The organism is Bacillus sp. SH5-2 (assembly GCF_008368905.1).
GTDB lineage: Bacteria > Bacillota > Bacilli > Bacillales > Bacillaceae_G > Bacillus_A > Bacillus_A luti.
Window position 1 is genome coordinate 39,155 of record NZ_QOSD01000021.1, and the last position, 23,405, is coordinate 62,559.

The following is a 23,405-nucleotide window of genomic DNA, read 5'->3' on the forward strand; positions in this document are numbered from 1 at the left end:
GTTTCACTTTATAATAAGAGATACTACTTAGCATCCCCTTCAATTCGATAATTTGCCTTCACACAATCTATTTCTTCATACCCTTGCAATGTATGTAGAATATAATCATAATCCGCAAGAGAAGCTCGATGCGTTACAATTACAATTTCTGCTTTTCCTTTCTCTTCAAGCGGCATTTGAATAATTTTCTCAAAGCTAATACCGCGCTCAGAGAACAATGATGTAATTTTTGCAAATACACCAATTTCGTCTTTTACATGAAGTCTTAAAAATTTCTTCACAACAATTTCATCTGGCTCTTTTAATACCTTTTTATACTGCGGCGATACCGCACTATTTCCATTTACACCCAATCTAATATTTTGCATTACAGCTACTAAATCTGAAACAACAGCTGTTGCTGTTGGTAAGCTTCCTGCACCTGGGCCATAAAACATCGTTTCCCCAACTGCTTCACCATACACATACACAGCGTTATATTCGTTTTGTACTGCCGCAAGAGGATGTGTATTTGGCAGTAACGTTGGTTCAACTGTAACCTCTAGTTTTTCACCATCTCGCTTTGCAAGACCGATTAATTTAATCGTATACCCTAAACTCTTACTATATTCAATGTCTTCTTCTGTAATAGAAGTAATCCCTTTTACCTTCACGTCTCCAAGCTCTACATTTGTAGAGAAACCGAGAGTAGCTAAAATCGTCATTTTTCTTGCAGCATCTAAACCTTCTACGTCTGATGTTGGATCTGCTTCTGCAAATCCAAGTTGTTGGGCTTCTTTTAACACGTCGTTATATGCTCTCCCTTCGTCTGACATTTTCGTCAAAATAAAATTTGTTGTTCCATTTACAATTCCCATTACTTTCGTAATAAGATCTGAAGAAAGTCCCTCTACAATACTTCGTAAAATCGGAATCCCTCCGGCTACACTAGCTTCATAAAACAGATCAGTCTTATTCGCTTTTGCTGTTGCTAATAATTCAGCCCCATGTAATGCCATTAAATCTTTATTTGCAGTTACAACATGTTTCCCACTTCTTAAAGCTTGTAAAATATATGATTTTGCATCATCAATGCCACCCATTACTTCAATAACTACATCAATATTTGGATTATCTAAAATTTCATTTGCATCTTGTGTTAATAAAGTAGAAGGTACCTCAACACCCCTCTCTTTCTCAATGTTTTGTACCAACACTTTCGTTACTTTTACAGGACAACCTACTTGATGTATAAGTCGCTCTTGATGATCTGTAATAATACGAACTACACCACTACCAACTGTCCCAAGACCTAATAAACCCACTTGAATTTCTTTCATAGTACTGTCCACCCCTCAAAAATTGTGTTTAGTTGAAATTATATGAGTTAAAAATCTGAAAAACAATGTATTTTGAACATTCGGAAAAATATAAGTTAATCTTTACAAAGAAAACGGTGCCACGTGTTACACAATCTTTACAATATATAAGGGGTTTCTTGATACACGTAATAATTCAACCAATTAGAGAATAATAGATTTCCATGGCTTCTCCATCTAACAAGCGGTTTCTCATTTGGATTATTATGTTTGAAATAATTTTTTGGCACATCAATATTTAACCCTTTTTGGCGGTCCCGTTCGTATTCTTGCTTTAACGTATCACAGCTATATTCACTATGCCCGAGCACAAACACTTGTCTTCCTTCTTGCCCAATAACAAGGTGAACACCGGCTTCCTCAGAGTTTGCTAATAATGTTAATTCTGCCACCTCTCTAATATCACTCTCTCGTACCTCTGTATGACGAGAATGCGGGGCAAAAAACAATTCATCAAACCCTTGTAACAATTTCACATGTTGCTCACAGACTTCATGTTCAAATACACCGAACATTTTTTCCTTCAGAGGATACTTTGGAACGCCATAATGATGATACAAACCAGCCTGTGCCCCCCAGCAAATATGAAGCGTAGATGTTACATTCTTTTTTGAATACTCCATAATACGTGTAAGCTCTTCCCAATAATCTACCTCTTCAAAAGAAAGGGTTTCAACTGGTGCTCCTGTAATAATAAGTCCATCAAATTTCTCATTCTCAATATCACGGAATGTTTTATAGAAACTTGTTAAATGTTCCTGTGCTACATTACGGGACAAATGTGATTCCATATGAAGTAAGTGAACATCTAATTGCAACGGTGTGTTGCCAATTAAACGAAGTAATTGCGCTTCTGTTTCTTGCTTTGTAGGCATTAAATTTAATATAGCAATTTTCAAAGCACGGATATCTTGTGTTTCTGCTCGCTCCTTCGTCATTACAAAAATATTTTCCTTCTGCAATACTTTGCGAGCTGGTAAATCTTTATCAATTATGATCGGCATGTTGTTTGCCCCCGATTAGCGCTGTTTCTAAATCTGCAATAATATCAGAAACATCTTCTATACCAACCGATAAACGAATTAAATCCGATGTGACACCGGCCAAACGCTGATCTTCCGCACTTAATTGTCTATGCGTCGTACTAGCAGGATGTATAACGCAAGTTCGGGCATCAGCTACATGCGTTACGAGAGTTGCTAGTTTCACATTCGCGATAAATTCTTTTGCCGCGTCTAATCCACCTTTAATACCGAAAGTTAAAACACCACTAGCACCTTTTTTCAAATATTTTTGTGCTAATGAATAGTTTTCATTACTATCTAGTCCCGGATAATTCACCCATTCAATACGTTCATGATTAGCAAGCCACTTAGCAACTGCTAGAGCATTTTCACTATGGCGCTCCATGCGTAAGTGCAGTGTTTCTAAGCCAATATTGCTAATATATGCATTGAATGGGCTCATACAATTTCCGTAATCTCTTAATAACTGTACGCGTGCTTTCACAATATAAGCTGCCGCACCAAAATTTTGAACATAACTTACGCCGTGATAACTTGGATCTGGTTCAACAAGTTCAGGATATTTTCCATTTGTCCAATCAAAGTTCCCTCCATCAATGACAATACCGCCTAAAGAACTTGCATGGCCATCAATATACTTCGTCGTAGAATGAACAATGATGTTTGCTCCATGCTCGAACGCTTGGCACAAATAAGGAGTCGCTAATGTATTATCAACGATAAAAGGTACCTCTAGTTCTTTTGCTGCATCTGAAAATTCTTTGAAATTCAAAACGTTCATAGCTGGATTTCCTAATGATTCTGCGTAGATAAGTTTCGTCTTATCGTTACCAAGTGCCACAATTTCATCTGCTGTTAAATTCGGATTAAAGAACGTAACATCAATGCCAAGCTTACGTAAACTTACTCCAAATAAATTAAATGTCCCTCCGTAGACTGTCGAAGAACAAAGTAGATGATCCCCGCTACTACAAATATTTAACACTGCAAGCATAATAGCAGCTTGCCCAGAAGCTGTCGCAACAGCCCCTACACCACCTTCTAAATCTGATAACTTTTGTTCAAATGCAGCCAGTGTGGGATTCCCAATACGTGTATAAATATAGCCTTCTGCCTCTAAGTTAAATAATGCCGCTAAATCATCCGACGTATCGTATTTATACGTTGTACTTTGATAAAGCGGCAAAACGCGTGGCTCACCATTTTTTGGCGTATAGCCACCTTGCACACAAATTGTTCCCTTTCCCCATGATTCTCCCATCTCTCATTCTCCTTTCTTTTATACAAAATAAAAAACTGCTCCCTTCCTGAAAACAAGAAAGGAGCAGTTTGAAAACACGCTCTAAAGACTCTTTCTTATCTCTCAGGATTATTACCTGCAGGATTTGGCACAATTCCGTTATACGGCTGTTGCCAAGGTTTCATCGGGCCTGTCCCTCCACCTTTTCTTGATAAGACTATGCAATTACCGTTGATTTTATAGCAATAATTTCCTAATGTCAATCTGTTTTTCTGAATGTTCTAAAATAAATGTCAGCAGTTCCATATAAAGCAACAAAAGAAGTATATTCCATATTTATTCAAAAAAGACCTTTAAAAAATCCTAATCAATATATAGAATTAAATAAGTGGTTTAATTTATAAGCCTCAAACCCTAATGAAATCCCAATATATATGTTGAATAAGCCCACCTCACACAAAGATACTATATTATATTCCATTCATTTCACACTAGCATGTGTAACCCTTTCTCTATTACAACTTACATAACGGAGGTATAACATGACAGATAAAAAGGACATGCACTATATACTCGCTCTATATGGCATTCTCTTAGGCTCTATAGTAGGGGCTACAGTTTGGTTATTTTTAGTTACGATAAATATCGGAATCCACTTTATTTGGGGATACTTACCTAACGTTTTCTCTTCTCCCCCTTATTACACTCTTTGTGTAACAATAATCGGCGGTATTCTTGTTGGTTTATCACAAAAATACTTCGGTACATATCCACGTCTTATGCCAGAAGTAATGGGTGAATATAAAAAAACTGGTAGAATTGAATACCGTTTTGTACATCAGGCTACCTTAACTGCGCTTATTGTTTTAATATTTGGAGCTAGCCTAGGTCCAGAGGCTGCACTTGTCGGGATTATCGGCGGACTTTGTACATGGGTAGGGGATCGCTTTAAATTCGCTTTAAAGGGAATGAGCGAACTAACAGAAGTTGGAATTGGAGCTACTTTAAGTGTCATTTTTAACGCTCCATTATTCGGTTATTTAGCTCCGACTGAAAATGAGGGAGAACAAAATGCCGGGTTTTCTAAAGGAAAAAAAGCAATTGTATATGTAACTACTACTTTTGCTGGATTTTCCGTTTATTTATTGCTTAGTAAACTCGATAATCGTGGATCCTTTATTGTTGATTTTGGAGAAGGATCTCTTTCAATCAATGAATGGATCGCCTTTCTTCCACTTGCTTGCGTCGGTGCTATCATTGGTTTCTTATATTTCAAAGTAGAATTTACATTAGAGAAAATCATCCATCCTTTCCGTGAATACAAACTAACACTTGGAATTATAGGTGGGATTTTATTAGGAATTGCGGGGACTTTTCTTCCATACACATTATTTTCAGGGGAACATCAACTAAAAGAATTAGTTGTTGAATGGAGTCACTTATCTTTTTGGGTATTACTTCTTTCAGGAGTTTTAAAATTATGCATTACTGCCGTTTGTTTAAATACAGGTTGGCGCGGCGGACATATTTTTCCAATTATATTTTCTGGATCAAGTATCGGATACGCGATAGCTTCCATTCTTCCTATAGATCCAATCGCGTCTGTAGCCATTGTAACGACAGCGATTTCGAGCTATGCACTAAGAAAACCAATAGCTATAACATTACTATTACTTATGTTTTTCCCGCTTAATTTACTATTACCAATGCTCGGTGCAGCAGCTATTGGTAATGCATTTCCACTTCCTAAGCATAACGAAACTACAAATTAATAAAAAAACAGCATTAACATAAACGTTAATGCTGTTTCTTTGAGTGACGATTATAATTTTAATTAAAATTTGCTTGCTACTTTAGCTGCTTCTTCAAGACCTGCTGCAATAATTTCTTCTGCTTTGTCTGGGAATTGATTATGTCCTTCAATAACGATTGTTTCCATGTTTGTCGCACCAAAGAAGCCCATCATGCTCGCTACATATTTAACAGCCATTTCTACGTCAGCTGCTGGACCTTCAGAATATACGCCGCCGCGTGCGTTTAATAATGCTATTTTCTTATCTCCGATTAGACCAACTGGACCTTCTGGTGTATATTTGAATGTTTTACCAGCACGGTTTAAATAATCAATATATGTGTGTAATACTGCTGGAATTGTTAAGTTCCATAATGGGAAACCGAAAACAACTTTATCAGCTTCTAAGAATTGATTTAAATACTTATCAGCTACTGCTACTGCTTTTGCTTCCTCTTCTGTTAAATCAAATCCTTTACCTGCTTTGAATGTACCATTAATCATGTCCACGCCTACATATGGTAATTCTTCTTTATATAAATCAAGTTCTACCACTGTATCATTTGGATGTGCTTCTTTATAGTTTGCTAAAAATGCCTCGTATAATTTCACACTAACTGCTTGTTCTGCTGGGCGGTTGTTTGCTTTTACGAATAAAACTGTTGTCATTATATTTTCCTCCTAAAACTCACTCTTATGTTGTCATATATGCTTTCAAAAAAGGTATCCCTTGTAATTGTTGTTTTGTTGCTTACAAACATATTTTATCTTCATATCAAGACAATTTCGTCCTCACATAGACGTATTTTTCCATAAAAAAAGTCCACCTTCTAAAGGCGAACTTGGTCTTACGACTTTCGTCTTATACAATTCCATTTCTCACTGCATATAACGCTGCTTGCGTACGATCAGATAAGTTTAATTTGCTTAAAATACTACTCACATGCGCTTTAACCGTTTTTTCTGTAATGACTAAAACCGAAGCAACTTCTTTATTACTCATCCCTTTTGCTAATAGTTGTAACACTTCATTTTCTCTCGCTGTTAATACATCTACATGAATGAAGTGTTCCTCTTCTTTCTCCTTCTCCGGTAACGCTTGAGAAAGAAGCGCATTTGCTATATCCGGATGTAGCTGTATATTCCCTTTATACGCACTACGGATCGCCTCAACAAGTTGATCCGGTTCTACATCCTTTAAAATATACCCACTTGCTCCCGCTTTTAATGCTGGTAACACATGTGCTTGATCAGAAAAACTCGTTAATACAATTACTTTCACATCTGGATATTCTTTTTTTATGCGAGCTGTCGCCTCAACGCCATCCATTTCAGGCATATATAAATCCATTAATACAACGTCAGGATTTGCTTCTCCTACTTTCACCAAAGCCTCTTTCCCGTTATTCGCTTCCCCAACTAACTCTAAATCTTCCTGTGTACTTAAGAAAAATGCTAATCCTTTTAAAACGACTGTATGATCATCAACTAACAATACTTTTATTTTCACAAACTTCCCTCATTTTCACATTATAATGGTACATTTACTTGTATACTTGTTCGTTTGTTTTTACTTACAATTTTAATTGTTCCGCCAATCAGCGCTACTCTTTCACGCATCGTTGTCATGCCAAGTGATTTCTTCTCTTTTATATCCTTTTCTATAAATCCATTACCTTGATCTACTATTTCTAATGATACATTTTTCTCAGTCACTTTAAAATAAATCGTCGCTTCTTTTACACCTGCATGCTTACTCACATTGTTTAACGCTTCTTGTCCAATACGCCATAATGCTTCTTCTACTACACGTGGTAAATCACGAACACCTGTAACTTGTTCCCTAACTTTCAATCCAAAGCTTTCACCGTACTGCTTTAAAGCTGGTAATAAACCTTTCTCTAATCCTGCTGGACGGAGCTGCCAGATTAACGTCCTCATTTCCTTTAAAGCACCTTGCGCTAATTCACGCATCTCGTGCAAAGAGTGATCTACTTTCTCATTTTGACCTTTTAAAACTGCCTCAGCACCCTTTGTCATAAAGGTTAACGAAAATAGCTTTTGTGAGACAGAGTCATGTAAATCCCTTGCTAAACGATTCCTTTCTTCCATCCGTACGAGTTCGCGTCGCTGCTCATTTAGCCTTAAATTCTCTATCACGAAAGAAATATGATTTGTTATGGCTTGAAGCACATCTATCGTATTCACATCAAATTCACCATTATTGGAACTAACACATACAACCCCAAATATGTGACTTTGAATCTGTATTGGTGTGGCGATAACCGTTCTATTAGAGGGAGCGGTATGACTGATTTGACGTTTTAATAAAATAGATTCACCTTTTTCTAACGCTTCTTTCGCGGCTTCTTTTACATCCTCTTTCAATTCTTCTTGGCGATAAGATGCCCGCAATGATAATTCTTTCTCTTCTCTAATAAAGAATGTTACTTCGTTCCACTGAAACACTTCACCTAATTGACTCACAACTTTTTCAGGCAATATACTAAATCGATGAATCGTTCTTAGGGCTTGAATAAAACGTTCTAATTTCACATAATAATGTGCTCTTCGCTTTTCGTTTTCATATAATTTTGCTCGTTTTAAAGCCGTTCCAATTTGTAAGGCAACTGATTGGAGCAATACTAATTCTTCTTCTGAAAAATGTGTTTTACCTGGGCTTGCCACATTCAACAAACCAAATTTTTCTCCTCCAGCTTTTAAAGGAACCGTAGCATGATGAAGAATCCCCTCTGTATCTCCCCAATTATATTCAATTGCGTTATTAATTCTTTTACATTCAATAATATTAACGGCTCTCTCTAACTTTCCATCTACAAAACCACGTAAACACCAACACTCACCTTCACACATCGGGCGCTTATTTTCGTATGTAAGTGCCTCTGGTAACTGGTAATCGATTAACTTCGTATATTTCCCATTTTCATCGGCAAGAAAAATCCATCCTGTCGTTAAACCTGTTACACTTAACAATTTTTCTAGTACTGCTTGCAGTACATGATATGTATCATTTGATGTATTTAGCGTCTCTGCTATTTCTTTTAATATAACTAATTCATTTGTACGATTATCTCGAAACATACCTAATCTCCTACATACAAGATTTTAAATTGCCCCTAAAGTAAATCATCTACTTTTCACTTTGTACTTATTCGTAACATTGATATAATGGTGAAAACATAGTTTTCATTATATCACTTGAGGGGGCTTTCATAATGACATTAAATAAGGCACTTACTATCGCTGGTTCTGACACAAGTGGCGGTGCTGGTATACAAGCAGATTTAAAAACATTCCAAGAACTTGGCGTATACGGAATGACATCTCTTACGACAATCGTAACGATGGATCCACATAACGGTTGGGCACATAACGTATTCCCAATCCCGGCTTCTACATTAAAGCCACAATTAGAAACAACAATTGAAGGTGTTGGCGTAGATGCTTTAAAAACAGGTATGCTTGGATCAGTAGAAATTATTGAGATGGTTGCAGAAACAATCGAAAAGCATAATTTTAAAAATGTAGTAGTTGATCCTGTTATGGTATGTAAAGGTGCAGATGAAGCATTGCATCCTGAAACAAATGATTGCTTACGTGACGTTCTTGTTCCAAAAGCATTAGTTGTTACACCAAACTTATTTGAAGCTTACCAATTAAGTGGCGTGAAAATTAATTCTCTTGAGGACATGAAAGAAGCAGCGAAAAAAATCCACGCTTTAGGTGCGAAATACGTCCTAATTAAAGGCGGTAGCAAGCTTGGTACAGAAACTGCAATCGACGTCCTATACGATGGAGAAACATTTGATCTTCTAGAATCAGAAAAGATTGATACGACAAATACACACGGCGCAGGTTGTACATATTCTGCTGCAATTACAGCAGAACTTGCAAAAGGAAAACCTGTGAAAGAAGCAGTAAAAACTGCTAAAGAATTTATCACAGCGGCTATTCGTTATTCATTCAAAATTAACGAATATGTAGGCCCAACTCATCACGGTGCATACCGTAAATTTGTTGCATCAAAAGAACTTGTCTAATATATAAATAAAAACACCCACAGAGTTCATATATTGCCTCTGTGGGTGTTTTTTATAAGCTCTTCTGGTCATCTTATCTTTAAGATGCAGAGCTGACCTTATTTCTACCATTTCTTTTTGAGTAATATAATGCATCATCAGCCGCTTGAATAAATTGCTCTGATGACTCTTCATACTCTGAAACTCCTACCGAAACTGTAATTTTTATTTTTGTTCCATCTAACAATTGAAATGAATGTTTCTCAACAGCTGTACGAATTTGTTCGCCCATATGAATTCCATAAGCTAATCCTTTCTTTGGTATCAAAAGTGCAAATTCCTCTCCGCCCTTTCGAAAAACCAAATCCGGAAACGTTGAAATTTCTCGTAAAATACACGCTATTTGTTTTAATACTTCATCCCCTGCAGGATGCCCATACGTATCATTTACATACTTAAAATGATCAATATCCATAAGTAATAAACAAAGTGAATCATTTTTCATGTGCTTGTTACCAACATGACGATTCATTTCTAAATCAAAATGCCTTACGTTTCCAAGGCCTGTCAAAGCATCTATCGTTGCATATTGCTTCATCGTTTGGAATAACTCATTGGATTGCAATACGTAATTCGCGCTTATAAATGTGATATATGCTGTAACACTACTACAAATTAAATATAACGCTACTACAGATATATTATTAAACAAAATAGATATTGGCACTACTAAAATAGACAAACTATACACATTAAACCATATCCACTTTATAAATATTGAAACTTTCATCCGCCAAATAAAGATAATTCCAATCCCTATCAATACGATCGTATAGCAAGCCAATTCGGAAGCTAAAGAGTACTCAGTAAAATATAATCGAGTAATTAAAATAATCGCAACTGTTATACTACTAGCTACTGGACCTCCAATTATAATTGCCAAAATAACAGCTAGATAACGTAGATCCAACATAATATCTTCAATATGTACACCAAAATGCATCAACAGTACACTTAATATTCCGGTAAAAATACCTACTATACATTTCTGCCAAAAAGAGAATCCTTCTTTTAACGGCTTGTCTCTTAAAAGCTGGCCTCCAACAAAAATAAAGGAAAGAATAATTGTTGTGTTTACAAATAGATCTCTTAACATAAAATAATCTCCCTACTTTTCCGTCTATCCCTTTCCTTATTTTATTGTATACGAAATGTCTATAATTCCCAAAGCTTTTTATTTATTTTTATGCTGTTTCACGTGGAACAGCATAAAAATAAAAAAGGACGAAAAATTCGCCCTTTTTTATTAACAACAGCGTGATATCTTTCCACCCTTTGCGTTAAATCTAGCTTCTTGTGCCTCAGCAAAAAATTGCTTTTGACCCACAATCTCTTCTTCCGGATGATGCTTTTTCATATGGGCGACATACGTTTCATAGCTTGGCACCCCAACAAGTAAACTAATAAATTGTTTCCTTTTCCCCCATACTTGCCGTAGTCTTTTAAGCATAGTTCCTCGACTCACTTTCATCTCTAGGAATATATGGTGCCTCTTTTAACGGCATCGGCTTATTTCTTAATACTTGAATCCAAATTCGAATTGCCGAAATTAATACAGCAATTACAACTATCATAAAAATCCCGCATAGTGCTGCATCAACATAATCATTAAAAATAATTTGTTTCATTTGAGCGACATTTTTAGCTGGGGCTAATACTTTCCCCTCGTCTAATGCACCCTGAAACACTTTCGCGTGAGATAGAAATCCTATTTTAGGATTTTCATGAAATAACTTTTGATAACCAGCCGTCATCGTTACAATCAGCAATCCGACAGTTGGAATTAACGTCACCCAAACATATGCCTTTTTTCCCATTTTGAATAAAATTGTCGTTCCAAGTAACAATGCAATGCCTGCTAACATTTGATTTGCAATACCGAAAAGTGGCCATAATGTATTAATCCCACCGAGAGGATCTACTACCCCTTGATACAAGAAGTAGCCCCATCCTAATACACATAACGTTGTAGCTATTACATTCGCTAATGTAGAATCCGTTTTCGCAAATGGCTTATATACATGTCCTAAAATATCCTGGATCATAAATCGCCCTACACGTGTTCCTGCATCAATCGTTGTTAAAATAAATAGTGCTTCAAATAGAATAGCAAAATGATACCAAAATGCCATCATTGCCGTTCCACCCATTACTTGTGAGAAAATATATGCCATACCTATCGCTAACGTTGGTGCACCACCTGTACGTGATAAAATGGTTTGCTCTCCAACGTTTACAGCAAGATCTTTTAATTCATTTGGTGTAATAGCAAATCCCCATGAGGAAATAACTTGAGCTGCTTGCGATACATCCGTACCGATAAGTGCTGCCGGACTATTAATCGCAAAATAAGTGCCTGGTGTTAATACACAAGCAGCAATCATAGCCATCGCTGCTACAAACGATTCCATTAACATTGCTCCATAACCGATTGGCTGTGCATGTCCCTCTTGTTCAATCATTTTTGGCGTTGTACCTGATGAAACGAGAGCATGGAATCCAGATACAGCACCGCAGGCAATTGTAATAAACAAGAATGGGAATAAATTACCTGAGAAAACAGGACCTGTTCCATCAATAAACTGCGAAACCGCTGGCATTTGTAAATCCGGCGCTACAATTAAAATGCCGATGGCTAATCCAACAATTGTTCCTACTTTTAAAAATGTACTTAAATAATCACGAGGTGCTAGAAGCATCCAAACTGGTAATGCTGATGCAATAAACCCATATACAATAAGCATAATAGCAATCGTTTCACCACTAAATGTGAACATATTTGCAAGCGTTGGGTTTTCTGCTACATACTGTCCTCCAACAAGAGATAGAATGAGTAGAATAATACCAATTACTGACCCTTCCCCAACTCGTCCAGGCCTAATGTAGCGCATGTAAACTCCCATTAAAATAGCGATAGGAATCGTTGCCGCTATCGTAAACATTCCCCAAGGACTTCCAATCAATGCTTTTACTACTACTAACGCTAATACGGCTAATAAAATAATCATAATTCCTAAAATACCTATCATTGCAATTAGCCCTGTAACAGGCCCAATCTCATCTTTGATCATTTCTCCTAATGATTTACCATTACGTCTCATTGAAGCAAATAAAATGACAAAATCTTGTACAGCTCCTGCGACAACTACCCCAACAATAATCCAAATTGTTCCTGGCAAATACCCCATTTGCGCCGCCAAAATCGGTCCTACTAAAGGTCCCGCCCCAGCAATTGCTGCAAAGTGATGCCCGAATAATACCCACTTATTTGTTGGAACATAGTCTTTTCCATCATTTAATGTATGGGCTGGCGTTTGCCGATTATTATCTAGACCAAAAACTTTTCTCGCTATAAATCTACTATAAAACCGATAAGCAACTGCATATACACATACCGCTGCTACTAAAAGCCATACAGCATTAATAGTTTCACCTTGTGATAAAGCTATTACGCCAAAAGCACCTGCTCCTACTGCCGCAATAACTCCCCAAAGTAAGATCGACTTCAATGTCTTCACATACAATCCCCCCAATACTACTTCTTAGTGGAAATTGTACTAAATTTTCTGAAAATTTAAATTGAATCCTCCTTATCATGAAGGATTTTTAGTTTATCATGTTAAAATGCTCTCATTACCTGCTATAATTCAATTTTATTTCGAAGGCGTTTTACATAATTACGGCTTACTGGAATCGGTTGCTCATCATATCTATCTAAATACAAATTATATGTGCCATTATAATAAGGCTTCAGTTCTTGTACATATGACATATTAATTAAATAGCTTTTGTGCACACGTAAAAAATCATATACATTTAGTTTATTTTCTAACTCCTGAAGTGTATATGTTGAAATATACTGATTATTTGTTGTATAAATTGAGACTGTCTTATTCTCCTTATTTTTACTTACATATACAATATTTTCCGGGAAAATATAACGAATTCCCTCTTGACCTTCTATCGGTAATTTTCGCAAACAACTCTTCGCTTGCTCTCCTTGCTCTTTACCCATTTTATATAAGAGAAATTGCAGATCATCTTCACGAAATGGTCGTAGTAAATAATACAATGCTTGGAAACGAAAAGCTGCAATGGACTCTTCTAGATCTTCACCTACAAAAATAAATTTTGTATAGCAATTTACTTCCCGTAATAAACCCGCATATTCAAAACCAGTACCATCTAGTAATTTTGAATTTAAAAAAACAAAATCTGGTGTATGTTTTTTCATCAAAAATAATGATTCTGTCCCTGTATTCGCTTCAAAACATTCTACATTCCGTATATTTTCAGTAAATTTTTCAGCTAAAATTTTTCGTTCTTCTACATTTTCCATAATCAGTAAAATTTTCATTTCTTCAACCACCTAATTCTTTTGTCCGTATGTCCTGTTGTATACATTCGCTTTTATAAGAAATAATCCCTTTTTCTTACTATACCATTATTTATCTAAAAAAACAGAAAAAAGGAAACCATCACGGTTTCCTCTGTTCTTGCGGGCTAATAATGAATAGAGAGAGATCCCCCATTCATTAAAGTTTCACTTTATATTAATTCCCGTTGCTTCGTTTCTTGCCCAAGTACTATTACAGCCACAACGCCAATTAAAATTGATCCGCAGAAAATCGTAAATATTAACGATAATGAAGCTTGTGAAGCAACTAAATATCCTACTAGTAGCGGCCCAAGAATACCACCAATACGACCGAATGCCGCTGCCATCCCTGCACCTGTACCACGAATAACTGTTGGATACTGTTCAGGTGTATAAGCGTATAACGCACCCCAAGCACCTAAATTAAAGAAGGATAATAACATACCTGCCACGATTAAAACTGTTAATGACTCTGCAACGCCAAACAAGTAAGCACTGCACGCTGTACCGATTAAATACGTAACTAAAACAAATTTACGACCAAGACGTTCAATAAACCAAGCGGCAGTAAAATAACCTGGAAGTTGAGCTAATGTCATAATAAGTACATATTGGAAACTTTTTATTAAACTAAATCCTTTTAATACCATTACACTAGGTAACCAAAGGAACATTCCATAATAGGAAAAGACAACACAAAACCATAAAATCCATAGCATAATTGTAGCTTTACGATATTCTCCCGACCAAACTGACTTTATATTTTCAATAACAGATGGTCTTTTTTCAACCTTTTGGAATCTTGGAGAATCCGGCAAACTCCATCTTAAATATAAAGCGTATAACGCTGGAACCGCACTCAATACCATCGCAACTTCCCAACCATATTTCGGAATAACAAAATACGAGATAAGGGCTGCAATGAGCCAGCCACCTGCCCAAAAACTTTCTAATAGCACAACAATTTTGCCTCGTTCATGTGCTTCAACACTCTCTGATACTAGTGTAGAGGCAACCGGCAACTCTCCGCCAAGCCCCATACCAATTAAAAATCGTAATACGAGGAACATCGCGAGTGTCGTCGTTAAAGCAGTTAAACCACTACCGATAGAAAATAATAATAATGTAATAATAAAGACTGATTTCCGTCCTATTTTATCTGATAGTATTCCAAATATAAGTGCTCCTACTGCCATACCAATTGAGTTAATACTACCTATCCAGCCCATTTCCTGACTCGTTAATCCCCAATCTTTTTGCAGCGCTACCATTACAAATGAAAGCATTCCAACATCCATTGCATCGAATAACCATCCAAGCCCCGCTATACCAAGCAGCTTTCGCTTCGAAATTTCTTTTACCTTGCCCACAAGAAGTCCTCCTTACACAGCTGTCTTTACACATCATTTTACATGTGTGAATTGTATAAGTAAAATACTTTCGTGTAAAAAATTCTCCTTCATCATTCCCAAAAAATAAAATATTTATGAAAAATGAACAAATAAAAAAAGTAGCGATATTCCGCTACTTTTTTGAACGCATTACTTCTTTTAAAAATTCCGCTAATACTAACTGACGACGCCAACGTGTTGGGTTACTACATAATCTATAAAACCATTCTAAGTTAATAGCTTGAATCCATTTTGGAGCACGTGTTACCTCTCCAGCCCATACGTCTAAACTTCCACCTACTCCAACAGCCATTTTCGTTTCTAAACGATGCTTATTCGTTTGGATGAAGTTCTCTTGTCTTGGGAAACCAAGTGCAACAAGCAATAAGTCTGGTTTTGCCTCTTGAATGCGAGAAACAATATTCTCTTCTTCTTCTTGTTTAAAATACCCATCTTGTGTACCTACAATAGATACCGCTGAATACGTCTTCGTTAAATGCTCTGCTGCAGCTTGTACAACATGCGGTTTTGCACCTAATAAGAAAACTGATACTGGTTTATTCTCTTCTGATAACTTCGCAAATAAATTACACATTAAATCAAAACCTGCTACACGTTCTTTTAAAGGTGTACCAAGCATACCACTTGCTTTTACAACTCCAATACCATCAGGTGTAATTAAATCTGTATTTAATAACGTTTTATGGAACTTTTCATCTTTTTTTGCGCACATAACAATCTCAGGATTTGCCGTTACTACTTGAAAAGTATGAGCTTGCTCCATTTCTAGCTGTTTCTTTAAATATTGGATTGTTTCATCCATTGTCATTGTGGAGAAAGGGACACCTAGAATATCAACCTTTTGTACTTCCATAATTAACTATCCTCTCTATTTCAATAAAAGTTTTTTATATGCATTACGAGTATCTTCATACAAATTCTTTAGTGAAAAATGAGTAGATGCGTGATTATATAAACGATTTCCCATCACTTCTAATTCATTATTCAACCATTTTTCATAAGCATTTTCTAATGCACTTGCTAACGAATCTGCATCACCAATTGGTACAATCCATCCATACGTATCATCGACGATTAACTTGCTCATGTCACCCACATTTGTTGCAATAGATGTTAAGCGTTGATTCGCCGCCTCTAATAAAACAAGAGGGAAACTTTCACTATAAGAGGTTAACAAATTAATGTGTGCAGATGCATATAATTCTTTTGAATCTGTACGAAAACCTAGAAAAATCACCTTATCCTCTAAGCCTTTTTGTTGCACCATCTCTTTTAATTCTGCTTCTATAGGTCCATCACCAAGCAGAAGCACCTTTATATTCGGAATTTTAGTTTTTTGTAACGCTTCAAATAAAATGTTATGGCCTTTAACAGGATGAAGACGCGCCACTTGAATGGCCGTAAATACTCCCTCACCGATGCCAAATTCACTCTTATCATAAGGCTTTGCTGGAGTGTTATCATACTCAATTCCGTTATAAACTGTACAAATTTTCTCTTCTGGTACACCAAGTTTCATTATATTTTCTTTAAAATTTTCCGTAATTGCAAAGAACAAATCTACCTTCCTGAAAGAACGTAAATTTAACTTCGTAAATACCCATCCCTTTAATCCCCTCTTCATAAAATCCAAAGTTGGATCACTGTGGACAGTCATTATCCATTTCGCTTTTATACCTTTTTTCAAGAGGGAGAGATAGAAATTTGCTCGTGCGCCATGTGTATGCACAATGTCAAATTGGTTTTCATTAATAAATGCCTTTATTTTTGAAAGAATTGATAGGTCGTACCGAGATGATTGAGTAAAAACATGTACTTGAATACCAAGGTTCCTCGCCTCTCTAGCAATCGCACCTTCTTCAAATACCATTAATTCCACTTCTTCCTTTGAAAATTGAGATAAAAGTGAAATAATATGTGTTTTTCCCCCACCTTCTTCTGCACCAGCATTCATATGCAACACTTTCATTTCTTACATCCCCCATTTTTCTTTTTATTTACTCTAACAAAATAAAAGCTAACATATGCTAGCTTTTATTTTTCTATCATTCAATTTCCAAGTCAACTATTAAATATGCCATGATTAATACTAAATAAAAACTTACTCCCGGTGACATTAAAATATGGCCAGCTATAAATGAGATACCTAATCCGAGAAGTATCGATGCAATCACCATTGCATATTTCACTGTGAATACTTGTCTAAATTTAGTAAATACACATACGATAAATTTAATACCAAAGTATAAGAATGGAACTACGAGTAAAATGAACCCTATGATTCCGAAAGAATAGAACCAATCGTGGAAGTCACGTTCAATTAATTTCGGCTCTGCTTTATAGTTACCAGCATAACCCATACCTAATAATTTTTGAGATGTTGGGGCTTCTTTATAGAAGTCTTTATACATTTGCTCAAATAATTGACGCCCACTGAAAATGATAGCTTGCGTTTCTTCTTTTTTCTCCGCAACTTTCTCTTTTTCTTTTTCTTTCTCTTTTTCTTTCTCTGTAACAGGCGGTTTATGCTCTTTTCCTGCTCCCGGCTCTTTTTTCTTCTCTTCCTTTTTCGCAGTCTGTTGGTCTTCAATTAATTGAACATGAATACCCATATTTTTTAGAAATGGTGAAAAAGGTGTATACGCCATGATTCCTACAAAAACGGTCATTGCAATAAAACCGTTTAATAAATATATATTTTTCTTTCCTTTTTTACCTTGTGTAAAGGCTTGAATAAAGCACATAACAACCGCAATAGCCATCGTTGCATAGATTGCTCCTACGCCAACCTTCGTACCAACTGCAAATAATGAAAAAACAACTAAAATGGAAGGAATCCAGTAGTATATTTTTCCCATACTTTTCGTTTTTTCAATTGAATATAAAACAACAATTGGACACATGATCGCTAAAATAGATCCTAACTCATTACCTGCATAAAACCAGCCACGTGATCCTAACTTTAACCACTCATAATTATTGTAATCTGTTCCTGTTGCAATCGAAACTACCATTACTATTCCCGTAATTAATGATGCATACGTAATATAGTCACGCATTTTTGAATGTCTTTTTTCTTTTAATGATTTAAAAACAAATACATAGCAAGTAAGCATAACAAATGGATATAACGCTTTTGCTATAAACTTGATTTCTTCTGTAAGTACCATAGGATCCTTTGTAAATTTATTATTTACCAATCCAATAGCGAAAACTATTCCAACTAGGATTATATACGATATATATTTTATACTTCCTTTTTTCTTAGTTTGAATTAAAATATATATTCCACCTAGGAACATAACAAATAAGCGTGAAATAACTCCAATAGTCGTATCAATTTTTAGAACCATTATACAGAATGCTGTAAGCAAATCTAAAACTGGTTGCAACAAAATAAAGATTAGTAGAAAATTTTCAAATTTATTACTCTTACCATTTTCGCTTAACATTTAGAACCTCCATAACTATTACCTAATTTCAATCTATACAGTTAATATTTTTTATTATCTCAAATATTTATTATAACATATATTTTTCAATTAAACGTCTCACATTTCTCTCTCCATTTACCTTATAGAAAAAAAGCAAATTTGTATTTCCAAGCGCTTTCTTTCCTCATTTTTTCTTTTTTTCTACATGTAACGAAAATGCATTGTTATTTACATAACTTTAGTGTATATTTTTTCTCTGGAACATCTTTAGGAGGAAGGGATTACAGCCATGTTATTAATCGACATATTTACGTTTCTTGGCATTATCGCCGCTGCTATTTCCGGTACATTAGTTGGTTTAAAAAAAGATTTAGATTTATTCGGTGTCCTTTGTTTAGCTGTAGCTACTGCGCTCGGCGGCGGTATTATTCGTGATATTATGATCGGTAACCTGCCTCCTGTCGCATTTGTAAAACCTATTTACTTTTTCGTAAGCGTATTATCAGCATTATTTACTTGTATGTTTTTTGAACGCATTAATAAACTTCAAGTCGTTATTATGCTTTCTGATGCTGTTGGCTTAGGTGTATTTACAGCTATTGGTGCAAATGCGGCAATGTCACATCACGTTGACGCCTCATTTTTAGTAGTTTCAATGGGAGTCATTACAGGTATTGGAGGCGGTATTTTGCGTGACATTTGTGCTCAAGATATCCCTTACGTATTCCGAAAAGAGATTTATGCAATCGCTTCTATCTTAGGAGCAATTAGCTTCCTAATCACACATGCAATGGGGGCGCACGTATTAGCTTTCTATGTTTGTTTATTAGTAACATTCGTTATTCGTGTCGTCACTGTAATATATAATGTACATTTCCCAGTTTTCTTTAAAACACATGCTAAGATTAATAAAAGCCATTAAGAGGATTCTACTTAGAATTCTCTTAATTTATATACTATTCTACACACTAATATAGAGTAATTGTATATAAAAATATATAATTATAGAAGAACCAGAAATGAAAACGCTTTACAAACAGGGGGAAGAACAATGCTTGGGGTTTTTAAAAAACACACTACTAAAACAAGCGCCAGTATAATCGAATTAAGCAAGGACAAACAAATAATATTTAACATTCCTGCTAATTCTGAATTAAAAATCCAAATGGATATGCTACATATTTCAAAAGAAGATTTACAAATTGTAAAAGTACTACAGCCCTTTATTTATGAAGAGATAGATTGGATTACAGACAAGTTCTATGCCAATATTACAAAACAACCTAATTTAATTAATGTTATTGAACGTTACAGCTCTATTCCAAAACTAAAACAAACTTTAAAAACACATATAACAGAATTATTCAGCGGAAATATGCACGAAGATTTTATTGAACAACGTGTTAGAATTGCCAAAAGGCACGTGCAAATTGGTTTACATAGAAAGTGGTATACTGCTGCTTATCAAGAACTATTCCGCTCTATCATGAAGATTTTGCAAACAAAAATTACAACAATCGAGGATTTTTCTTATTCTATAAATGTAATAAATAAATTATTCACTCTTGAACAAGAACTTGTTCTTGCGGCTTATGAAGCAGAGTATGAAAGAATACAAAAAGAACATGAAAAAGAAAAAGAAATAACAGCTATGACAATTACACATATCGCAACAGAACTAGCATTTGTATCTGAAAAAACGAGCTCTTCTATTCAAGAATTAACCGCTAAATCGGAAACGATTGTAGAAATCGCTAAAACAGGCACATCATTAGCTATCACATCGGAAGAAAAAGCGAATAAGGGTAAAGCACAATTAAATGAGCAAAACAAACGAATGGAATCCATTCAAACAAATATGGAAACCATCATTACAGATACGCATGAACTTCTCGATATCTCTAACAAAATTAACGAAATTATAGATATCGTTAAATCAATTGCAGAGCAAACAAATTTACTAGCACTAAATGCTGCTATTGAATCTGCACGTGCTGGAGAGTTTGGTAAAGGTTTTTCTGTTGTAGCTGGAGAAATTCGCAAGTTATCCGAGCAAACGAAAGAATCTATATTCAACGTTACAAAACTCGTTGAAAAAACAAATGAACAGATTATTCGTGTTTCTTCTTCCGTAAAGCAAATTAGCTCTCTCGTGTCTGAAGGAACGGATAGTATGTATGCAACAGATCAATACTTCCAAGAGATCGTAAACGATATGTCTAACTCAAAAGAACAGAATAAAAAAATTGAAAATGAGTTAGAAACTATTTCACAAGTAATGAAGGGTATTCAAGATGATTCTTCAAAAATGGCCCTAACAGCTGATAGTTTACAACTGGAACTAAACCGTTAAGGTAAAACTTAAGTCAGTGGCGATTCTTCATCTCCGCTGACGACTAATCCTCACCTTTCATCAACAAAAAAAGAATCCAAAGCGGATTCTTTTTATTTTCTGAAGAATATTTTTTGACAGTAAACGTAACTCATATAAACACCAAAACTTTGTAAAATAAACAACGCCGGCATAATAATATTATAATACGCCACATCGATTTGGAATAACCTTAACAATACGTATCCACTAATTAACAATACGAACAACATATATCCTTCGTGTTGCTGTTTCTTAATAAGGAAGTGTAATAAGGCTATAGCCATAAACAACGTTACAGCTATATATATAAGTTTTTCATATTTGAGCAGAATAGAATTTGTTCCCTCGTTTGAAAACTGATTCATTACTGGCTTTAGAGATTTAAATCTTTCTCCCTCAATCTCTTTTAACTTTTGATCCATATACTCTGTTACACTTTGATTTTTTGGTATCTTTTCCTCACTTTGAGTTTTTCCGATTAAGACAGATTGAACATACGTCTCGTTCGAAATCGTATATTGTGACATTCCCATTGTATTAATCCCATAACTCACACCAAAATGAACGCTATAAAACAAAATAAGTATCCCTATCATCTTTAATAGCACCTTTTGTTTCGTTGCCGATTGAAAGAGTTCAATCAACAACACATATACGGTGATAAAAATAGGGAAGAACAACCCCATCGGAAAAATCATATTGCTAAATGCAAATAAAATTGATGAGAGCACCCACATATAAGGGTGATCTAATCCTCTATATAAGAGTATGTAACAAGCAAAATAAAATAAAAACATTGCAAGTGATTCTGGCGTTAATAAGGAGCTCGTAAATATATTTGGAATATATAAAGCGTAAAATACAGACGCAATACGACCACACTCTTCCCCAAACATCATAGCAGCAATACGATAAATGAAAAATACAATCCCTACGCAAAACAAAATATTACATAACTGTAATACGAATACCGTATCACCAAATATACGAATAATAATTGATTCATAAATAATAAAAGGTAACTGAGTTATATTCCCAACATAATTGCCAAGTGCAATCTGCTTGGCAGACTCAAACATAGCTTTCATATCACCGATTAGCGGAACATCTACAAATAGAACCATACTAAGTCTCACAACTATAGATATACTTATAAGAAAAGTAAGAAATTGTTTATCTGTAAAACGATACTGTAAAATCGATGCCACTAACAGCATAAGAATAATAAAAATAACCAACACAATTGTTACACTTGTTGTATTCCCTCCAAAAAATTGCTTACTTGTTTCAAATGCTGACCAACAACTATAAACAAAAAATGCAAGCATCGCACCAATCACTATTTTACTAAAGAAAGATGAAAAATTTGTTTGTATATGATTCATATATCCATTGCACCTCTATTTCCATTCATAACAAAACGATTCTATCATGAATAGGTACACGGCTGATAGGGAATTTCTATGACAAATACAGAGTCATAACTTTTTCACTTGCAATGTAAGCGAATCCTCTTTTACACTACATTTTATATAGGATAAATTTTCTTTCAGTTACATGAATACAAATACAGAAGTTTTACTAACCCTCTTCTGGAATTCTTTACTTCATTAAATATCTAACGATTTTTAATAATTTTGTACTCCACTTACAATACATGTCATTCTGATTGAAAACAGAAAATAGGGGCTGAATATATGGAAAAGAAATTCATGCGAGAATCAAAAGCAATTAAAACAACACGTGTTTTTCCTAATGATTTAAATAACCATCAAACGCTTTTCGGAGGGAAATTATTAGCAGAAATTGATAGCATCGCCTCAATTGCAGCTGCAAGACATAGCCGTAAACATTGCGTCACAGCATCTATCGATTCCGTTGATTTTTTAACTCCCATTCATCAAGCAGATTCTGTTTGCTATGAAGCATTCGTATGTTACACAGGAAAATCTTCCATGGAGGTTTTCGTAAAAGTAATCGCAGAGAATTTGCTAGCGGGTGAACGTAGAATAGCTGCAACATGTTTCATTACATTCGTTGCGTTAAAAGATGGAAAGCCTTCCTCTGTTCCACAAGTACTTCCTGAAACCGAAGAAGAACATTGGCTACACACAACTGGTTCCGAGCGTGCAGAAAATAGAAAAAAAGGACGTTTAAAAAGCAAAGAAATGGCAGAAGTGTTAACACTGAGTAAACCTTGGGGTATATAATATTTGATTTACCTTCCTTTTTACAAAGCAAAAAGGAAGGTTTTTTTATATAAAGTACATAATGTTGATTTACAAAGTTTAT

Annotated in this window: 20 protein-coding genes, 1 pseudogene and 1 riboswitch; of the genes and pseudogenes, 6 read left to right on the top strand and 15 right to left on the bottom strand. The window is 35.2% G+C overall.

Features of this window, described 5'->3' with window-relative positions; genetic code table 11:
- Positions 1–23: 23 nt before the first annotated feature.
- From DN410_RS18985 to DN410_RS18995, 3 genes are all read right to left on the bottom strand, one after another.
- On the bottom strand, positions 24–1,319 hold the full coding sequence (locus DN410_RS18985; RefSeq protein ID WP_149177625.1) for a homoserine dehydrogenase: 1,296 nt from the start codon (positions 1,317–1,319) through the stop codon (positions 24–26).
- 137 nt (positions 1,320–1,456) lie between these two features.
- Complete coding sequence (metA, locus tag DN410_RS18990; RefSeq protein ID WP_149177626.1) at positions 1,457–2,362, bottom strand: homoserine O-acetyltransferase MetA; 906 nt, start codon at positions 2,360–2,362, stop codon at positions 1,457–1,459.
- Complete coding sequence (locus tag DN410_RS18995) at positions 2,346–3,644, bottom strand: bifunctional O-acetylhomoserine aminocarboxypropyltransferase/cysteine synthase (RefSeq protein WP_149177627.1); 1,299 nt, start codon at positions 3,642–3,644, stop codon at positions 2,346–2,348. Before DN410_RS18995 ends, metA begins: the two co-directional genes overlap by 17 nt.
- A gap of 92 nt (positions 3,645–3,736) precedes the next feature.
- Positions 3,737–3,841, bottom strand: a riboswitch (SAM riboswitch).
- Between the two features lie 324 nt (positions 3,842–4,165).
- Between DN410_RS18995 and DN410_RS19000 the strand changes: the two genes are divergently transcribed.
- The gene (locus DN410_RS19000; protein WP_149177628.1) at positions 4,166–5,395 is read left to right on the top strand and encodes a chloride channel protein; all 1,230 of its coding nucleotides are present in this window, start codon (positions 4,166–4,168) and stop codon (positions 5,393–5,395) included.
- A gap of 62 nt (positions 5,396–5,457) precedes the next feature.
- Here the strand turns inward: DN410_RS19000 and DN410_RS19005 are convergent, their stop codons facing one another.
- The 3 genes from DN410_RS19005 to DN410_RS19015 all read right to left on the bottom strand — a co-directional run bounded on the left by DN410_RS19005 (position 5,458) and on the right by DN410_RS19015 (position 8,517).
- Positions 5,458–6,084 (bottom strand): FMN-dependent NADH-azoreductase, encoded by a 627-nt coding sequence (locus tag DN410_RS19005; RefSeq protein WP_149177629.1) that lies wholly within the window; start codon positions 6,082–6,084, stop codon positions 5,458–5,460.
- Positions 6,085–6,277: 193 nt separating this feature from the next.
- Positions 6,278–6,925, bottom strand: a complete 648-nt coding sequence (locus DN410_RS19010; protein WP_149177630.1) for a response regulator — start codon at positions 6,923–6,925, stop codon at positions 6,278–6,280.
- A 20-nt stretch (positions 6,926–6,945) separates the two neighbouring features.
- Positions 6,946–8,517, bottom strand: coding sequence for a GAF domain-containing sensor histidine kinase (locus DN410_RS19015; protein WP_149177631.1), 1,572 nt, complete (start codon positions 8,515–8,517; stop codon positions 6,946–6,948).
- A gap of 134 nt (positions 8,518–8,651) precedes the next feature.
- On the opposite strand from DN410_RS19015, the gene pdxK reads away from it, so the two are divergent.
- Positions 8,652–9,476: a pyridoxine/pyridoxal/pyridoxamine kinase gene (gene pdxK / locus DN410_RS19020; RefSeq protein WP_000174251.1), complete on the top strand. Its 825-nt coding sequence runs from the start codon at positions 8,652–8,654 to the stop codon at positions 9,474–9,476.
- A gap of 79 nt (positions 9,477–9,555) precedes the next feature.
- Here the strand turns inward: pdxK and DN410_RS19025 are convergent, their stop codons facing one another.
- From DN410_RS19025 to DN410_RS19065, 8 genes are all read right to left on the bottom strand, one after another.
- Positions 9,556–10,611 (bottom strand): GGDEF domain-containing protein, encoded by a 1,056-nt coding sequence (locus DN410_RS19025; protein WP_149177632.1) that lies wholly within the window; start codon positions 10,609–10,611, stop codon positions 9,556–9,558.
- Between the two features lie 150 nt (positions 10,612–10,761).
- Positions 10,762–10,965 (bottom strand): YbdD/YjiX family protein, encoded by a 204-nt coding sequence (locus DN410_RS19030; RefSeq protein ID WP_149177633.1) that lies wholly within the window; start codon positions 10,963–10,965, stop codon positions 10,762–10,764.
- A complete protein-coding gene (gene cstA, locus DN410_RS19035) occupies positions 10,958–13,033 on the bottom strand; it encodes a carbon starvation protein CstA (RefSeq protein WP_149177634.1) in 2,076 nt (691 codons plus the stop codon). Before cstA ends, DN410_RS19030 begins: the two co-directional genes overlap by 8 nt.
- Positions 13,034–13,155: 122 nt before the next feature.
- Entirely contained in the window at positions 13,156–13,872 is a 717-nt protein-coding gene (locus DN410_RS19040) for a LytR/AlgR family response regulator transcription factor (RefSeq protein ID WP_149177635.1), read from the bottom strand.
- Between the two features lie 191 nt (positions 13,873–14,063).
- Complete coding sequence (locus DN410_RS19045) at positions 14,064–15,263, bottom strand: MFS transporter (RefSeq protein WP_149177636.1); 1,200 nt, start codon at positions 15,261–15,263, stop codon at positions 14,064–14,066.
- Positions 15,264–15,417: 154 nt separating this feature from the next.
- The gene (locus DN410_RS19055) at positions 15,418–16,158 is read right to left on the bottom strand and encodes a WecB/TagA/CpsF family glycosyltransferase (RefSeq protein ID WP_149177637.1); all 741 of its coding nucleotides are present in this window, start codon (positions 16,156–16,158) and stop codon (positions 15,418–15,420) included.
- Between the two features lie 15 nt (positions 16,159–16,173).
- Complete coding sequence (locus tag DN410_RS19060; protein WP_149177638.1) at positions 16,174–17,274, bottom strand: glycosyltransferase family 4 protein; 1,101 nt, start codon at positions 17,272–17,274, stop codon at positions 16,174–16,176.
- A 76-nt stretch (positions 17,275–17,350) separates the two neighbouring features.
- Positions 17,351–18,757: an O-antigen ligase family protein gene (locus DN410_RS19065; RefSeq protein ID WP_149177639.1), complete on the bottom strand. Its 1,407-nt coding sequence runs from the start codon at positions 18,755–18,757 to the stop codon at positions 17,351–17,353.
- Between the two features lie 271 nt (positions 18,758–19,028).
- Here DN410_RS19065 and DN410_RS19070 point away from each other — a divergent pair, with 271 nt between their 5' ends.
- From DN410_RS19070 to DN410_RS28800, 3 genes and pseudogenes are all read left to right on the top strand, one after another.
- Positions 19,029–19,661 carry a trimeric intracellular cation channel family protein gene (locus tag DN410_RS19070; RefSeq protein WP_000924372.1) on the top strand — a complete coding sequence of 211 codons (633 nt, stop codon included), beginning with the start codon at positions 19,029–19,031 and terminating at the stop codon, positions 19,659–19,661.
- 249 nt (positions 19,662–19,910) lie between these two features.
- Positions 19,911–20,288, top strand: a pseudogene (locus DN410_RS28795) (protoglobin family protein); the annotation flags it as partial.
- Positions 20,286–21,092 carry a methyl-accepting chemotaxis protein gene (locus DN410_RS28800; protein ID WP_370456823.1) on the top strand — a complete coding sequence of 269 codons (807 nt, stop codon included), beginning with the start codon at positions 20,286–20,288 and terminating at the stop codon, positions 21,090–21,092. The pseudogene DN410_RS28795 and the gene DN410_RS28800, both read left to right, overlap by 3 nt.
- A gap of 92 nt (positions 21,093–21,184) precedes the next feature.
- Here DN410_RS28800 and DN410_RS19080 read toward each other — a convergent pair whose 3' ends face one another.
- Complete coding sequence (locus DN410_RS19080) at positions 21,185–22,498, bottom strand: glycosyltransferase family 39 protein (protein ID WP_149177641.1); 1,314 nt, start codon at positions 22,496–22,498, stop codon at positions 21,185–21,187.
- Positions 22,499–22,810: 312 nt separating this feature from the next.
- On the opposite strand from DN410_RS19080, the gene DN410_RS19085 reads away from it, so the two are divergent.
- Positions 22,811–23,323: an acyl-CoA thioesterase gene (locus DN410_RS19085; RefSeq protein WP_149177642.1), complete on the top strand. Its 513-nt coding sequence runs from the start codon at positions 22,811–22,813 to the stop codon at positions 23,321–23,323.
- Positions 23,324–23,405 lie beyond the last annotated feature (82 nt).

Excerpts from the sequence above, each read along its gene's own strand:
- DN410_RS18985 (WP_149177625.1), bottom strand. The coding sequence starts at position 1,319 with ATGAAAGAAATTCAAGTGGGTTTATTAGGTCTTGGGACAGTTGGTAGT.
- metA (WP_149177626.1), bottom strand. The coding sequence starts at position 2,362 with ATGCCGATCATAATTGATAAAGATTTACCAGCTCGCAAAGTATTGCAG.
- DN410_RS18995 (WP_149177627.1), bottom strand. The coding sequence starts at position 3,644 with ATGGGAGAATCATGGGGAAAGGGAACAATTTGTGTGCAAGGTGGCTAT.
- DN410_RS19000 (WP_149177628.1), top strand. The coding sequence starts at position 4,166 with ATGACAGATAAAAAGGACATGCACTATATACTCGCTCTATATGGCATT.
- DN410_RS19005 (WP_149177629.1), bottom strand. The coding sequence starts at position 6,084 with ATGACAACAGTTTTATTCGTAAAAGCAAACAACCGCCCAGCAGAACAA.
- DN410_RS19015 (WP_149177631.1), bottom strand. The coding sequence starts at position 8,517 with ATGTTTCGAGATAATCGTACAAATGAATTAGTTATATTAAAAGAAATA.
- pdxK (WP_000174251.1), top strand. The coding sequence starts at position 8,652 with ATGACATTAAATAAGGCACTTACTATCGCTGGTTCTGACACAAGTGGC.
- DN410_RS19025 (WP_149177632.1), bottom strand. The coding sequence starts at position 10,611 with ATGTTAAGAGATCTATTTGTAAACACAACAATTATTCTTTCCTTTATT.
- DN410_RS19030 (WP_149177633.1), bottom strand. The coding sequence starts at position 10,965 with ATGCTTAAAAGACTACGGCAAGTATGGGGGAAAAGGAAACAATTTATT.
- DN410_RS19040 (WP_149177635.1), bottom strand. The coding sequence starts at position 13,872 with ATGAAAATTTTACTGATTATGGAAAATGTAGAAGAACGAAAAATTTTA.
- DN410_RS19055 (WP_149177637.1), bottom strand. The coding sequence starts at position 16,158 with ATGGAAGTACAAAAGGTTGATATTCTAGGTGTCCCTTTCTCCACAATG.
- DN410_RS19060 (WP_149177638.1), bottom strand. The coding sequence starts at position 17,274 with ATGAAAGTGTTGCATATGAATGCTGGTGCAGAAGAAGGTGGGGGAAAA.
- DN410_RS19065 (WP_149177639.1), bottom strand. The coding sequence starts at position 18,757 with ATGTTAAGCGAAAATGGTAAGAGTAATAAATTTGAAAATTTTCTACTA.
- DN410_RS19070 (WP_000924372.1), top strand. The coding sequence starts at position 19,029 with ATGTTATTAATCGACATATTTACGTTTCTTGGCATTATCGCCGCTGCT.
- DN410_RS19080 (WP_149177641.1), bottom strand. The coding sequence starts at position 22,498 with ATGAATCATATACAAACAAATTTTTCATCTTTCTTTAGTAAAATAGTG.
- DN410_RS19085 (WP_149177642.1), top strand. The coding sequence starts at position 22,811 with ATGGAAAAGAAATTCATGCGAGAATCAAAAGCAATTAAAACAACACGT.